At 63.3% G+C, this 14,784-nt stretch carries 13 protein-coding genes and 1 other RNA gene; all 14 read left to right on the top strand.

From position 1 onward, the window contains the following. Position 1: 1 nt before the first annotated feature. The 14 genes from ACTXGA_RS04890 to ACTXGA_RS04825 all read left to right on the top strand — a co-directional run bounded on the left by ACTXGA_RS04890 (position 2) and on the right by ACTXGA_RS04825 (position 14,759). On the top strand, positions 2-679 hold the full coding sequence (locus ACTXGA_RS04890) for a hypothetical protein (RefSeq protein ID WP_443392007.1): 678 nt from the start codon (positions 2-4) through the stop codon (positions 677-679). Then, positions 676-1,770 carry a hypothetical protein gene (locus ACTXGA_RS04885; protein WP_443392006.1) on the top strand — a complete coding sequence of 365 codons (1,095 nt, stop codon included), beginning with the start codon at positions 676-678 and terminating at the stop codon, positions 1,768-1,770. Before ACTXGA_RS04890 ends, ACTXGA_RS04885 begins: the two co-directional genes overlap by 4 nt. A gap of 29 nt (positions 1,771-1,799) precedes the next feature. After that, entirely contained in the window at positions 1,800-2,753 is a 954-nt protein-coding gene (locus ACTXGA_RS04880; protein ID WP_443392005.1) for a prenyltransferase/squalene oxidase repeat-containing protein, read from the top strand. Positions 2,754-2,832: 79 nt separating this feature from the next. Beyond that, the gene (locus ACTXGA_RS04875; RefSeq protein WP_443392004.1) at positions 2,833-3,174 is read left to right on the top strand and encodes a hypothetical protein; all 342 of its coding nucleotides are present in this window, start codon (positions 2,833-2,835) and stop codon (positions 3,172-3,174) included. Beyond that, entirely contained in the window at positions 3,171-4,268 is a 1,098-nt protein-coding gene (gene dctP, locus ACTXGA_RS04870; protein WP_443392003.1) for a TRAP transporter substrate-binding protein DctP, read from the top strand. Before ACTXGA_RS04875 ends, dctP begins: the two co-directional genes overlap by 4 nt. 92 nt (positions 4,269-4,360) lie before the next feature. Next, positions 4,361-5,674, top strand: coding sequence for a TRAP transporter small permease subunit (locus tag ACTXGA_RS04865; protein ID WP_443392002.1), 1,314 nt, complete (start codon positions 4,361-4,363; stop codon positions 5,672-5,674). A gap of 3 nt (positions 5,675-5,677) precedes the next feature. After that, positions 5,678-7,033, top strand: coding sequence for a TRAP transporter large permease (locus ACTXGA_RS04860; protein ID WP_443392001.1), 1,356 nt, complete (start codon positions 5,678-5,680; stop codon positions 7,031-7,033). Positions 7,034-7,184: 151 nt separating this feature from the next. Beyond that, positions 7,185-8,264, top strand: a complete 1,080-nt coding sequence (locus ACTXGA_RS04855; RefSeq protein WP_443392000.1) for a Gfo/Idh/MocA family protein — start codon at positions 7,185-7,187, stop codon at positions 8,262-8,264. A gap of 11 nt (positions 8,265-8,275) precedes the next feature. Next, the gene (locus ACTXGA_RS04850; protein ID WP_443391999.1) at positions 8,276-9,112 is read left to right on the top strand and encodes an amidohydrolase family protein; all 837 of its coding nucleotides are present in this window, start codon (positions 8,276-8,278) and stop codon (positions 9,110-9,112) included. Between the two features lie 116 nt (positions 9,113-9,228). Then, complete coding sequence (locus tag ACTXGA_RS04845) at positions 9,229-10,362, top strand: metallophosphoesterase family protein (protein WP_443391998.1); 1,134 nt, start codon at positions 9,229-9,231, stop codon at positions 10,360-10,362. Continuing rightward, a complete protein-coding gene (locus tag ACTXGA_RS04840) occupies positions 10,359-12,983 on the top strand; it encodes an AAA family ATPase (RefSeq protein WP_443391997.1) in 2,625 nt (874 codons plus the stop codon). Before ACTXGA_RS04845 ends, ACTXGA_RS04840 begins: the two co-directional genes overlap by 4 nt. 4 nt (positions 12,984-12,987) lie before the next feature. After that, positions 12,988-13,878, top strand: coding sequence for a fatty acid desaturase family protein (locus tag ACTXGA_RS04835; RefSeq protein WP_443391996.1), 891 nt, complete (start codon positions 12,988-12,990; stop codon positions 13,876-13,878). A gap of 16 nt (positions 13,879-13,894) precedes the next feature. Beyond that, positions 13,895-14,244, top strand: a transfer-messenger RNA (tmRNA) gene (gene ssrA / locus ACTXGA_RS04830). A 158-nt stretch (positions 14,245-14,402) separates the two neighbouring features. Next, on the top strand, positions 14,403-14,759 hold the full coding sequence (locus ACTXGA_RS04825; RefSeq protein ID WP_443392035.1) for a DUF4345 family protein: 357 nt from the start codon (positions 14,403-14,405) through the stop codon (positions 14,757-14,759). Positions 14,760-14,784: the final 25 nt, after the last annotated feature.

The following is a 14,784-nucleotide window of genomic DNA, read 5'->3' as shown; positions in this document are numbered from 1 at the left end:
CATGAACAAGCTTTACATAGATCCCGGTCTTTACCGGCAGAGCGACATCGACAGCGGCGCGCTGAACATGCTGGGTGCCGTCGTGCACCAATTCGAGAAACCCGGCGACTATCGCGGGACAGTCCGGCACGGCGACGCGATCGAACGTGTGTTCTACCTTTCGGTGGACAAGGAAAGCCCCGTCGCCGCGGCGGATATCGATCTTGCCCAGCTCGCCGGAAATACGGGTGGTGCGGATGACGACAAGTGCTGCGACGAGGAGCGCGAGCCGCGCTTTTCCGTCAATCCGCGCGGCTACGCTCTTTTTCGCGTATCAGGCGGGCTGGGCGGCTATGCGGTCAATCTGCGCAGGACCGATCCTAAGGACGATACACCCGTCTTCAACTCCACCATTCTCGATGACGGCGCGAAGTTCGCGGCGCGGGTTTTGCGACCCGGTACATACAAGGTGTCCAATGGTGCCGGCCGCGGCGAGGCAAAGCTCCGCGTCGCCTACCCGCCCAAGGCCTTTTCCGGCTACCGGCCACCGGACGCTTTCCAGGTGACGGTGACAAAAGACGGCTTCGATCCCGGCGGGATTGAACTGCAGGCAGCGCAGGGCCTCATTTTCGAGTGTCGCGCACCGGCACGTATCCTGATCGAACTGGTCGAGCCGGACAACGGCCCGCAAAAGCGGTGAACGGTGCGCTGCGCGTTGTGCCGGACACACCGACGGCCTTGGAAAGCGTGCGCCACCAACTCGGTGCGCTTATCGACGCATTCGGCCTCGGGGGGCAGCGGGCAGCAGTCTGCGCCGCCTTCGACACGATCTTTCGCAGGTCGCTCGACTTTCCGCTTGGGGTGCGGCCACCTTCGCGATCGCGCCTCAACGAAGATGGCTCTCCGATCCAGTTTGCCACCGGGCTAGGTGAGCCAACACCGGGCCTGCGTTTCGTCGGAGACGTCCTGGGCGGAAATGCAGGCGGCGCGGACCGGCATGCCGCGGGCCTCGCCGCCTTTCGGGATCTTGCGGCCCAATGGCGGATCGAGGATTCTTTCGAAAAGATCGCCTCTCTGGTGGAGGATCTGGCGCCGGTGATGGACTCGGCGCTCGTACGGGATCGGGCCGGCGCGTTCTGGCTCGGGGCCGCATTCGCGGCTGAAAAACACCCGCGCCTGCGCCTCTATATCAATGGAAATTGGGGGGATGCGCCGCTGGATCGGGCGGCCGGGTTCGCCGCGCTGTTCGGACAGGATGCCATGTGGGAGCGGCTGAAATCAGAACTTCCATCCGCATTGTCACCGCTGGGCTATGCGTTCACCCTGGGCCGGGGGGCTGCGCCTCATGGCACGATTTACCTTCGCGGCTTCGGTGTGCGGCCGGCGGAATATGCCCGCATCGCCGGAATCGCGTCGGGCACATCCGTCGGTGCAACAGTCACCCGGTTCGCCACCGCGCTTCTGGGGAGCGACGTCGAAAACCCAGCGCCGTCCGCAGTGTTGTCCTTCGGCCTTGGTCCACTCGCTTCCGCCCCACCCCCATCCATGACGACCGAACTGGAGTTCTGCGGACATTGCCTGTTTCGGGACGATGCCCATGCCCACGCCCAAATAACGACGATAGCCAGTCGGCTCGGCCTCGACCAAGCGCCCTACCGGATGCTCGCCGACGTCCTTGTACCCGATTCCACTCCACCCGGGCCGCCGCGCGTACACTCCTTCATCGGGGTGAGCACGAAATCGGGCAAGCCTGGCCTGACCGTCTACATGAAGCCGAACCTGTGCCCGTGACGACAGCCGCCGAACACAGCGACCTTGCCATGGCCATCGATCATGGGCTTGCCTACATCCTCTCCCGCCAAGACGAGGACGGTGCCTGGACGGATTGGTCTCTTCCCCCGGGACCGTCGCGCCACTGGACAACAGCGCATGTCGGGCGGTGTCTTACCCAGCTTCCCGGTCCGCCTCCGGCGCAACTTTCAGCAGCTCTTTCGCGGGCAGCTGACTGGCTACTGTCGCATCGCCTGCAACACGGGGCCTGGGGCTACAACGGCCGGGTGGATCCTGACGCAGACACCACCGCACTCGCAGTGATGTTCCTCGCCGCGATGGGGCGAGACCCAGGTCCGGGTCCCCTCGCTTTTCTGCGTCAGGCCCAGCAACCCGACGGCGGCTTTGCCACTTTTCTGCCCGACGGGCTGACGGGTGCCTGGGGGAAGTCGCATGTGGAGATTACCGCCGCTGCCCTGCTCGCGCTGCGCGCTGTGCCGGAGGGTATCGACGCCGCGCATGCGTCAGCCGGACTGGCATGGCTGCGCCACGCGCGGCGCAACGACGGGATGTGGCCAGCGTTCTGGTGGACGACACCCTATCTCGCCACACAACTCGCGCTTTCGTGTCTGGCAGCGTTCGGTGAAGGAAAGACTGCCAGCCCGGATGTTGTTCGAAGGTGTCCCGACGATAGCCTTCAGGCCGCGCACGTCCTTGCGATGACGGCGCGTGCATCGCCACAACACCCCGCGCTGACGCAGCAATTGATCACCGCGCAGAAAGCGGACGGGTCATGGGCCGGTAGAGCCGCCCTGCGAATTCCGCCACGCGATTGCGCCGAAGCTTGGGCGGAACCCTTGCGTGGTCCTGTTTTTGCCGATGAAAAAAGCCTCTTTACGACAGCTTGCGTGGTTTCGGCTCTGGCGCCGCACCGAACCGATGCCTTGACACGACCCGATGGAACCCAAGCCATTCATGCACTAACAATCAAAACGGACTCGTGAGATTAGGCTCCCCAATGTGATCAGGGGCAAAATCCCGCTGGTAGGTGAACAGGGATGCTGCCTCGCGCGTTCCGCGGCGATGCGTTTCGTTTTCGGCGATCAGACGCCCGGCGTGTCGATCAACCTTTTTTGTGCGCTGGGGCGGCGATCAGTTTCGACCATACGCGACGCCATCCACTCAGCCTTTTTCGGTCCCAAAAAGCTGAAACGCCACGCCATTGAACCACCGAACGAGCGGAAGATGGACAAAATGGGGTGTCCGCGCGCGTTCAAAATACCACTCAAGGTCAAGTTGGCGCTAACGGTCGAGATTGGCAAAAAGTTTGTACCAATTCCGCGAATCCTTGGTAGGTTCTCTAGTGTCGGCGGAGCACTGCAAACAATGCGGCGCGTCGATTTCGAAATGGGAGGAAAATCATGAACAAGATCACGACGCGGCGCGCGGCGTTGCGCACCCTTGCCGGTGCTGGCGCGGCGACCCTCGCGGCACCGCATGTTGCATCCGCCGCATCACATGGCACCACCTGGAAAATCCAGACCAGCTGGCCCGGCGGCGCTGGCTTGCAGATCTTCAAGGACTGGTGCGGAACCATTGCGGAAAAGACCGGCGGTGAATTGACGTTCCAGCCCTTCGGCGCAAACGACGTCGTTGGCGATTTCCAGCTGTATGACGCGGTCAAGAACGGCGTGCTGGAGGCTGTGAACCCCTTCACCATTTACGCGCAGGGCATCATTCCGGCGGCCACCTTCCTGACCTCGATCCCGCTGGGTCTGCGCAACCCGCATGAATTCGACGTCTTCTACTATGGCCTCGGCGGTATCGACATCGCGCGCGAGCTGTACGCGGCACAGGGCCTGCATTTTGTCGGCCCGGTCCACCACGGCCCGAACATCATCCACTCCAAGGTGCCGATCCGGTCGATCGACGATTTCGCAGGCCGCAAAATGCGCCTGCCCGGCGGTATGGTCGCGGAAATCTTCACTGCCATCGGTGCGGAGACCACGGTTCTGCCCGGCTCGGAAATCTTCCCGGCGCTGGAAAAGGGCACCATCGACGTGGCCGACTATGTGGGCCCGGCGGTGAACTACGCGCTCGGCTTCAGCCAGGTCACGGATTACATCGTCATGGGCCCTCCGGGATTCATGTCGCTGTACCAGCCGGTCGACATCATGGACATCACCGTGGGCAAGGCCGCATGGGACAGCCTGTCGCCGCAGATGCAGCAGTTCGTCGAGATGGAAACCCACGTCTATTCCGACATGCACCACGCCGCGATTCAGGCCGCCGATCAGGAAGCTTGGGGCAAGTTCGAGGCCGACGGAACAGAGGTCACGCGTCTGACGCAGGACGATGTGGAACTGATGACCGAGGTGGCCGTGCCGATCTGGTACGACTACGCCAACCGCGACCCGCAGGCCGCACGCGTGTTCAAGATCCAGCTGGACTACATGATGTCCGGATCGCTGGGTTATGTGGACCCGGGCCTGACACAGGGCCTTGAGCTCAAGCTCTGAGCGTCTGACGAACAGGCACTTAAGCTTATCCTGCCCGGCGCCGCCGATGCGCGCCGGGCACTTTCCATGCAACGACAAGATGCGAGGACCGCATGCCGGGTCTCAGCTTTACCCTGCCCCATTGGCTATACTGGGTCGGACTGATCGTCTTTCCCCTGATCGCGATGTACCTGTCCCGACGGCCGCAACCGAAACAGAAACGGTTTACCCTGCCGCTGGCCTATATGATCGCCGTCACCGGCGGCATCATCGGGCTGCACCGTTTCTATCTCAAGAACATGCTGGGGCTGGTCTATATTCCGATCTTTCTGTTTGTGCTCTACGCCAACGGACAGACGCAGGATGCGCGCACCGTCCTTTCGGATTACACCAATCAGGTGCGGGTGGCCGAACGCGTGCTGGAGCGTGAAGAAGGCCGCGTCACCGAGGCCCGCGCCGGGCTGGCTGACTTGCAGGCAGCGGTCGATGCCGCCGAAGAAGGCAGCTTTGCCAAGAAATCCGCCGAAAGACGTGTGCAGCGCGCACAAGACACCATCTCCAAAGGCGAGGAACGCCTGACAGAGGCCCGCAGCACCGTTGCGGATATCGTGCCCCTGCGCGACGAGGCCGCCAAGACCCGCGCTTTCTGGGACAACGCGGCGGGCTATGCGCTCTACCTGATCATCTTGCTTCTGCTGATTGATTTTGTCCTGCTCCCTGGGCTGGTCAAACGCGCCAATGCGCGCCTGCCAAAGCATGTGGAGATGACCGAAGCAGAAGCGGCCCTTGCAGCCGCAGAGGCCGAGGAAGCCCCGAAAAAGGACAGCGAATACGCCCAGAACTGGATTGACCGGCTGTCGCTGTTCTGCGGTGAATTCGTGGCCTACTGGGCGGTCATCGCCGTCTTTGTCTACTATTATGAGGTACTTGCGCGCTATGTCTTCGGCTCGCCCACCAACTGGGCGCATGAGGCGATGTACCTGATGTTCGGGATGCAATACCTGATCGCCGGCTCCTATGCGATGCTGACAGAAAGCCATGTGCGGGTAGATATCTTTTACGCGCCCCTCTCAAAGCCGAGAAAGGCCTGGGTCGACCTGCTGACCTCGATCTTCTTTTTCATCTTCGCGGGGACGCTGTTGGTGACCTCGTGGATTTTCGCGATGGACGCGATTGCCGTGCCCTCGGGCAACTCCGTGCTGTCAGACTGGGCGCGTGGAGAAATCGGTCTGGGTGAGATGTTCGGAGGATTTGGCCTGAACCAATGGACCGATCCGAACGTCCGCTGGGGCGAGATCAGCTTCAACGAATGGGAGGTGCCGCTGTGGCCAATGAAATGGGTCATGGTGATCGGGGGGCTGTTGCTGGTGCTGCAAGGCGTCTCGAAGGTCTCCAAAGACATCCGTGAAATCGCGCGGGGGAACTGAGGCATGGGTATCGAAATCGGAATCGAGTGGCTGACACTCATCATGTTCGGCAGCCTTCTGGCGCTGCTCATGGCGGGTTTGCCACTGGCCTTCGTCACTGGCGGTCTGGCCTGTGTCTTTCTGTTCATCCTTGGCGATGCGCGGGCGTTGAACATCGTGCCCAGCCGGATCTTCCCGCTGATGACCAACTATCAGCTATCGGCCATCCCGTTGTTCATCTTCATGGCCGCGATGCTGGAACGGGCCGGGATCATCAACGACATGTTCGACGTGATCTACAAGGTCATGGGCGGGTTGAAGGGCGGGCTTGCGGCGGCGACCATCATCGCCTCCACGATCCTTGCGGCCATGGTGGGGGTCATCGGGGCGGCCGTGGTCACGATGGGAATCATCGCGCTGCCCGCCATGTTGAAGCGCAACTACGATCCCAAGATCGCCATGGGATCCATCATGGCCGGCGGCACGCTGGGCATCCTGATCCCGCCGTCGATCCTTGCCATCATCTACGCGGTGGTGGCAGAGCAATCGGTGGGCGAATTGTTCATCGGCGCGGTCATTCCCGGCCTGCTGCTGTCGGGCATGTATATCGCCTATGTCGTCATGCGCAGCTACATCAACCCCGCGCTCGGTCCGGCCATCCCGGTCGAAGAGCGGATCAGCAACGCTGAGAAGGTCCGCCTGATCGGAAAGATGGCAGCGCCGATCACGCTGGTCGTCGTCGTGCTGGGCATCATCTTTTCCGGCGTCGCCACCCCGGTCGAGGCGGCGGGCATCGGCACCTTCGGTGCCTTCATCGTGGCCGCCATCCATCGCAAGCTGGACTGGCCCACGGTGCGTGAGGCCTGCACGACCACGCTCAAGGCCAGCGCTATGGTCATCTGGATCATGTTCGGGGCCACGATCTTTGTCGGGCTCTACGTACTGGAAGGCGGTCAGCAGTTTGTTCAGGACGCATTGGCGGCCACGGGCCTTGGCCCCTGGGGTATCCTGATCCTGATGCAGATTCTGCTGGTGATCCTCGGCATGTTCCTGGACTGGGTCGGTATCCTGCTGCTCTGCGTGCCGATCTTCGTACCGATCATCAAGGCGCTGGGCGCGCAGGCCTTTGGTCTGGACAGCCCCGACGATCTGGTGCTGTGGTTCGGCGTGCTCTACCTCGTGAACATGCAGATGTCGTTTCTGTCGCCGCCCTTTGGCTATGCGTTGTTCTATCTGCGCGGTGTGGCGCCGGATCACATCCCGATGACGGATATCTTCAAATCTGCCCTGCCCTTCCTGTTCCTGCAGGTGGTTGGCTTGGTGCTTTGCATGGTCTTCCCGCAGATCATCACCTGGCTGCCAAGGCTGGTCTACGGCTAAGACGATCCATCGGGGCGCGTTCACGGGCGCGCCCCGGTCCTCCGCATCATCAATCGGGGCTGAAATTACCGCCGCGCCCCCTGTATTTTACCCGCGCGCCATGCACTATGAGGCGCAGCGCCATTCCAGACCCCAAATTATCAGAGGCCCCATGCCACAGGTTCGTTACGCCGTCGTCGGTGCCGGTTGGATTTCCCAGATCGCCTTCATGCCCGCCGTGGCCCAGACCGCAAACGCCACCATCGCCGCCATCGTCAGCGGCAATGCCGAGACCGCGCAAAAACTGGCGGAATTCCACGATGTGCCCGAAGTGGTGGGGTACGACGCCTATGATGCGCTACTCGCCTCTGACCGGATCGACGCGGTCTACATCGCCCTGCCGAACTCTATGCACGCCGATTACACCATTCGCGCGCTCAAGGCCGGCAAACATGCGCTGGTTGAAAAACCTCTCGGTCTGACGGTCGCGGAATGTGAGGCGATGGTTGCTGCCGCCACAGAAAGCGGCGCGCTCTTGATGACAGCCTACCGCTTGCACTCGGATCCCGGCACGGTCGAGGTGCTGGAACGGATCCGACAGGGCGAGATCGGAGAGCCTCGCTATTTCACTTCGATGTTTTCCTTTCAGTCGGACCCGGGCAATCACCGTCTGCAGGCGGAGCACTGGGGTGGCCCGTTGCAGGACATCGGCGTGTATTGCCTGAACGCCGCGCGTCAGGTCTTTGCCGCCGAGCCGACACAGGTCTTTGCCATGTCCAGCCACGGCGACGGTGACCCGCGCTTTGCGCAGGTCGAAGAAAGCGTTGCGGTTACCCTGCGCTTTCCCGGTGACCGGTTGGCGCAGTTCATCGCCAGTTTCGGGGCGGATGACATTGACCGCTACAGCATCGTCGGCACCAGGGGCGTCATCGACATCGATCCCGGGTTTCGGTTTGAGACTGATGTGGCCTTTCGCCGACAGACCGGAGGCGTCGAACAAGAGACCTACACTGCCCCAGCCACCGATCACTTCGCCGCCCAGACGGCCTATTTCTCGGACTGTATTCTGACCGGAACCCAGCCAGAACCGGATGGCGGCGAAGGGCTGGCGGATGTGGCGGTCCTGCGCGCCATCGAAAGATCGATACAGACCGGACAGCCGCAGCCGGTGTCGCTGCCGCCGCGCCCACGCCATGCTGCGCCCGACACGGTGCGGCTGATCCCGCGCACCGACCGGCGGCTGGTGTTCTGAGGGGGAAGAGCATGAAACAGATCGATTCACATCACCATTTCTGGCATCCCGACCGCGGCGATTATGGCTGGATGCCAAAGGATGATCCGGTGCTGTCCCGCCCCTATCATCCGGCGGACCTGCAGGCAGCGTTACAGGCCACCGGGGTCCAAAGCACCGTGTTGGTGCAGGCCGCACCCACGGTCGAGGAAACAGAATACCTGCTGGGCATCGCCGATTGCACGCCGCATGTGGCCAAGGTCGTCGGTTGGATCGATTTCGAGGATCCGGCGCAGATCGAAGCGCTGCGGCGTCTTGCAAAGCATCCCAAGTTTTCGGGCGTGCGGCCGATGATCCAGGACATTGCGCAAGACGACTGGATGCTGCGGGAGGATGTGCAATGGGCCTATCGTGCCCTTGTCGATCTGGACCTGACCTTCGATGGCCTCGGTTTCCCGCGCCATATACCGCATTTCCTGACGCTGTTGCAGCGCTATCCGGATCTGCGCGTCGTTCTGGATCATTGCCTGAAGCCGCAGATGCGCGACCATTCGGAGGCGAATTTCACAGCATGGGCCGACGGGATTTCCCGCCTTGCCGATGAAACTGGCGCTCGCATCAAACTGTCCGGTCTGGTCACCGAATGTGACGATGACTGGTCTTTTGAGGCGCTGGAACCCTACGTGCATCACGTTCTGGCGGCCTTTGGGCCGGACCGGGTGATGTGGGGGTCGGACTGGCCGGTCGTCCGACTGCGCTGTGAATACGAGGACTGGCACGCCTTGGCCCGGCGTCTTACCCAGCACCTGAGCGATGAGGCGCAAAGCCAGATTTTTTCAGGCACCGCGGCCAGGTTCTACCGGATCTGACCGGTCCGGTAGGCGTGAGGTCAAGGTTGTGATTGCACCAATGCCGGGCCGTTTCGCGATTGCGCTCCGGCACCGGCACTGAAAGGGTGCGGGTAAACGATTACGCCCCCGGTGACATGACCGCTTTCCGATTCATCCACTCTTCCGATCTCCACCTTGGTCGCCGCTTTGCCAACATCCCGCAGGCTGAGGACGGCAATATCCGGGGCCGCCTCATGGAGGCCCGGCACATGTCCCTTGCGCGACTTGCCAGCGCCGCGCGGGATCATGGCGCCTCTCACATCCTGCTGGCGGGCGACACCTTCGATACGGCCACCCCGTCACGCGGCGTGGTCCGCCAAGCTCTCGCCGCGATGGCCGACGACCCGGCGCTGCACTGGTGGCTGTTGCCCGGCAACCATGACAACCTGCGCAATGCCGAACCGCTCTGGGATCAGCTATGCCAATCCGCGCCCGCCAATGTGCACCCGCTGACAGAGGCCGTGTCGCAAGACCTGATCGCCGGGGCCCACCTCCTGCCCTGCCCTGTTCCGTTCCGCAATCCGGGCCGCGACCTGACAGAGGCTTTGGTCCAGATGCCCACCCCCGAAGGTGCGTTGCGCATCGGACTGGCCCACGGCGGCGTGACGGATTTCGAGGAGACCGGCGCCCATATCCCGCCGGACCGGGATGTGACTGCGCGGCTGGATTACCTCGCGCTGGGCGATTGGCACGGGCGTCTCTCGGTGGGCCAACGCATCCATTATTCCGGCACGCCCGAACAGGACAGGTTTCGCCATGACCGGCGCGGTCTTTGCCTTGCGGTCACGCTGGACGGTGCGGGCGCCCTGCCCCGGATCAATGAGATCGAAACCGGCCAGTTCCTCTGGACCGACGCGCCTTTGCCGCTGCAATCGGGCGCGGACCCGCAGGCGGAATTGTCCGCCGTCTGTCCCGATACAGGTCGGCGCGACATCTTGGTCCGCGTGCAGGCCAGCGGCTGGGCCAGCCTTGCGCAGCGCGCGGCCCTTGATCACGCCTGCGCCGATGCCGCTCCGGATTTTGCCCATTTTGAACTGGACACCTCCGCGCTGGGCACCCTGCACGATGCTGTCGACCTTGACGCCATCGACCACGCCGGCGCGCTGCGGCAGGCCGCCGAAACCCTGATGGCAGAGGCCGAGAGCAGCACTCTCTCCGCAGAGGACCGGGCCATCGCCTCGGAGGCGCTCGCCCGGCTTTATGCCTATGTGACGGAGCCCGCGTCTTGAAACTCCGTCGTATTGCCGTGAACAACCTGCGCCGCTTCACCAGCCCGGTCGAGATCGCCGGTCTGGCCGATGGGTTGAACGTGCTCAGCGCCCCGAACGAGCAGGGCAAATCCACGCTCTTTGACGGTTTGCAGGCGCTGTTTTTCACCGCTCACAGTGGCAAGCCGCGCGAGATTTCCGCCTTGCGGCCCCATGCGGGCGGTGCGCCAGAGGTGCTGGCCGAGGTCGAAACCCCCGCGGGGCGCTTTACCATCGCCAAACGCTGGCTGTCGCGGCCACGGGCCTTGATCCATCAGGACGGTCGCCTGATAGCGCAGGCCGATGAGGCGGAGGCATGGATTGCCCGGCTGGCAGCGGCGGATGCCGGTGGGCCGGCTGGGCTACTCTGGGTCAAACAGGGGCTGACGGCGCTCAGCGATGGCAGCAAGAAAGAACTGGATACCCAGCGCGAGGCGCGGCGCGATCTCTTGTCGTCTGTCGCCGGAGAGGTCGAGGCGATGACCGGCGGGCAACGCATGGACGCCGCCCTGAAACGTTGCCGCGAAGAGCTTGATGCCTATGCGACCGGGACCGGAAAGCCCCGCACCGGCGGCCCGTGGAAGGCCGCTCAGGATCGTGTCGCTGCCTTGCAGGAAACCCGGGATCGTCTGGCCGCAACGGTTGGCGAACTGCAGGAGGCTCTGGCCGCCCGCACCCGCGCCCGCAACGAATTGACGGAAATCGAGTCCCCCGACGCCATCCGCCGCCGCAAGGAACGGCTGGCCGAGGCGGCAGAGGCCCATGCCGCCGCCGAACGGCATGCGGATGAGTTGGATAGGCTGACCCGCGCCGTCGACACCGCCCGCCTGCGTCGCGACAGTCTGAAGGAGCGTCTGGAGGCGCTGCAGGAGGCCCGCGTCGAATTTAACAGCGCTGATGCTCAGGCGCAGGCCACCCGCGCCGCCCAGATGCAGACAGAGACCGCGCTGGAAGGTGCCGAAGCCGCCGCTAGTGCTGGCCGAACCGCGCTCGAAGCCGCCCGGCAGGCCCTGACACAGGCCGATGCGCGGTTGCAGCACGCCCAACGCGCCGCGCGCATTCGCGAAAGCGCCGGACGGCGCGCCGAACTCGTGCAACGTCTGTCGCAGGCCGAAGAGTTGACCGCGCAAGCCCGCGCTGCACAGCCTGCCGCCTCGAAGGGCCCGACAGCCAAGGAAATTCAGCGCCTCGAGACCCTGGCCGCGCAGCGCGACCAGCAGCGCGCCCTGCAAGAGGCCAGTGCCGCACATTTGACGATCACCTATGCGGCGGGGGCTGAGGGGGCCGTTCGCCAAATGGGCGTGACCCTACCGGACGGGACGTCCCATGCGCTGGTTACCGAAACGACCCTGCAGATCGCAAATATCGGCGAACTCACCTTCACACCGGGCGCCGGAGCCTCGACCGATGCCCTGACCCGGGCCGAGGACGCGCTGGCAGAGGCTCTTTCCAGGTTGGACCTGCCCGATCTGGACCAAGCCCGCGCCGCTGCCCAAAGCCGCGCCGAGGCAGAGCGCCGTCTGGCAGAGACCCGTGCCGCCCTGCAGGCCATCGCCCCCAAAGGGCTGGACGCGCTGCGCGACGCCATCGCTGTCCTGCCCGCGCCTGAGGACATCGAGGATGCGCCGCCGGTGGATCAGGCCGAAGAGGCGCGCGCCCAGGCCGAAACCGCGCGGATCAGCGCCGAATCCGCCTTTGAGGCAGCCCGCGAACGGTATTCCGCCGCCCGTACCGACGCCGCCCATGCCCAGTCCGACGCACGCGCCGCTGCAGACAGACTGGCCCGGGCGCAGGCCGCACTGGCTCGATTGCAGGAGGCGGGCGCTGCCGAACTGGTCGAAACCCTCGGCCTCGCCGAAACCGCCCTGACCGACGCCATCGCGGCACGTGAACAGGCCGCCGCTGAGGCACCCGACCTTGAAACCACTGCTGCGGCCCTGTCCCGCGCCCAATCCGCAGAACGCGCTGCCGAAGACCAGATCCGGCGCCTGCATCCGGAAATCGCCCGGCTGGACGAACGCATCTCTCGGGGGTCCGAAGGCGCGGTCGAGGAGCAATTGGAAGAAGCGGAACAGGCGCTGAAAACAGAACAGGCCACGCTTGCGCGCATCACGCGCGACGTTGCCGTTTTGAAACGCCTGCAAGAGGCACTGGAAACCGCGCGAAGCGCCGCGAGAGATCGTTATTTCACGCCTGTTGCCAATGCCTTGCGCCCGCTTCTTCACCTTCTCTGGCCCGAGGCGCAACTGGAGTGGGATGATACGGATCTGCTGCCCAGTGGATTGATACGCGACGGCCAGCAGGAACCCATCGATGTCCTTTCAGGCGGTACGCAGGAACAGCTTGCCTTGTTGGTGCGGCTGGCCTTTGCACGGTTGCTGTCTCAGGACGGGCGTACCGCGCCGGTCATCCTTGACGATGCGCTGGTCTATACCGACGATGACCGTATCGAACGCATGTTCGACGCCCTGCACCGGCAGGCGGGCGATGTGCAAATCCTCGTCCTGACCTGCCGTCAACGCGCCTTTCGCGATCTGGGCGGCCGGCAATTGCACATCGCGCCGCTCGACCTTGCTGGTCAGGACAGCCTGCTGAGGGACTAAGGCTTTGGATCACAAGCAGTTTCTCGCCAGCCTTTCGCCCGATACCCGCGCCGCGCTGACCGAACGCAGCGATCTGCCGGGCGTTCTTCATCTGGCAACCCATCTTGGTGCCATTGCAGTCATCGGCACCTTAATCCTGGGACGTGTTCCCGGCTGGCCGCTGCTGTTGGGGCCGCAGGGTATATTGCTGGTGTTTCTCTTCACCCTGCTGCACGAAACCGTGCATGACACGCCATTCCGATCACGCTGGCTCAACCGGGCCGCATCCTGGGTCGCGGGCCTGACCCTTGGCCTGCCGCCGCTGTGGTTTCGCTACTTTCATTTTGCCCATCACCGCTACACGCAGCTTCCGGGCAAGGACCCGGAACTCGACAGCCCCAAGCCTGAGACCACGCAAGATTGGCTGATCCATGCCTCCGGCCTGCCAGTCTGGAAAGGCCACGCGCAAACCCTGCTGCAGAACGCCTCTGGTCGGTGCGCCGTCGTCTATGTGCCAGAGGCAAAACGCCCCGCCGTGACCCGCGAGGCGCGGCTGATGCTGTTCATCTACGGCGCAGTTTTGGCCCTCAGTCTGATCGCGGGCAGCGCTGCCCTGTTCTGGATCTGGCTGTTGCCGATGCTGCTGGGCCAGCCGTTCCTCAGGCTGTACCTGCTGGCGGAACATGGGCGCTGTGCCTTTGTCGCCAATATGCTGGAAAACACGCGCACCACATTTACCAACCGTTTCGTGCGCTGGCTGGCGTGGAACATGCCCTATCACACCGAACACCACAGCTTACCAACAGTGCCATTTCATCAACTGCCCGCGCTGCACGCGTTGATGGCCGACCACCTAAGGGTGACGGAGCGGGGATACCACCGGTTCACGACGGATTACATTGCACAGCTGAAGTGATCCAAATGCGCGATACCCCCTTTGCATCCGCGCAACGGGTCCCTATATTCAGCGTGTCTCCTCGGGGACTATGGGCATAAACGCGCATGTAATAAACGGATCGGACCCGGGGGCGGTACCCGGCGGCTCCACCATATATCTCTTGTTGGGGGACCATGGGGCCGAAATAGGATCGACGAACGCGTAAAGATGTAGCTTTGTCCCGGTGAGATACCACCGTTATCGGTTCATAAAGTACAATTGCCAACAACAATCGTGCTCCGGTTGCTCTGGCTGCGTAAGCAGTTAGAAATACCGAAATCTAAGTCCTTGCGCTTAGCAGCGTAAGGCGGGGTTCGCAGGCACCTGGCAACAGAAGCCTGCACTTTCCCCACAGTTTTTTTTGCTCTGGCCAATCCCACGCGGACGATCGTCGCGTGGTGACGGCTGCGCCTTGGCCGCCTCATTACACCTACCATGCTTGCCCTGCGCGCTGCGCCGTCTACCTCTTGCTCCTGCGGCCTTGGGGAGAACCAGACGTGACCATGTATATCGACGCGGCCATCGCGCTGATCACCATCGCCTTTGGCGCTATCGGATTTGTCGCCCCGCGCTATGCCGCCGAGGCGCTGGATCTGACGCCACAGGGAACAACGATGGGGCTCAGTGAATTACGTGCCTCTGCTGGGGGCCTGTTTGTGGCGCTGGGGCTGTTCTGCCTGATCACCGGTCGGCCAGAGGCCTATACAATGCTGGGGATCGCCTATGCCGGGGCATCTACCGGGCGGCTGATCTCTATGATCATGGACAAGCCGCCGCAGCCAAAGGCGCTGATCTGGTTCGCATTCGAGGCGGGCCCGGCGGCATGGCTGATCCTGATGCACGCGCCGGAGTGGCTCTGACCGTCTTGCGCCTGTTACAGCCCGC

The sequence above is a fragment of the Antarctobacter jejuensis genome (assembly GCF_052266595.1).
In the GTDB taxonomy this organism is placed as follows: domain Bacteria; phylum Pseudomonadota; class Alphaproteobacteria; order Rhodobacterales; family Rhodobacteraceae; genus Antarctobacter; species Antarctobacter jejuensis.
The sequence above is the reverse complement of the archived record's forward strand: the minus strand, read 5'-3'. Positions and strand labels throughout refer to the sequence as shown.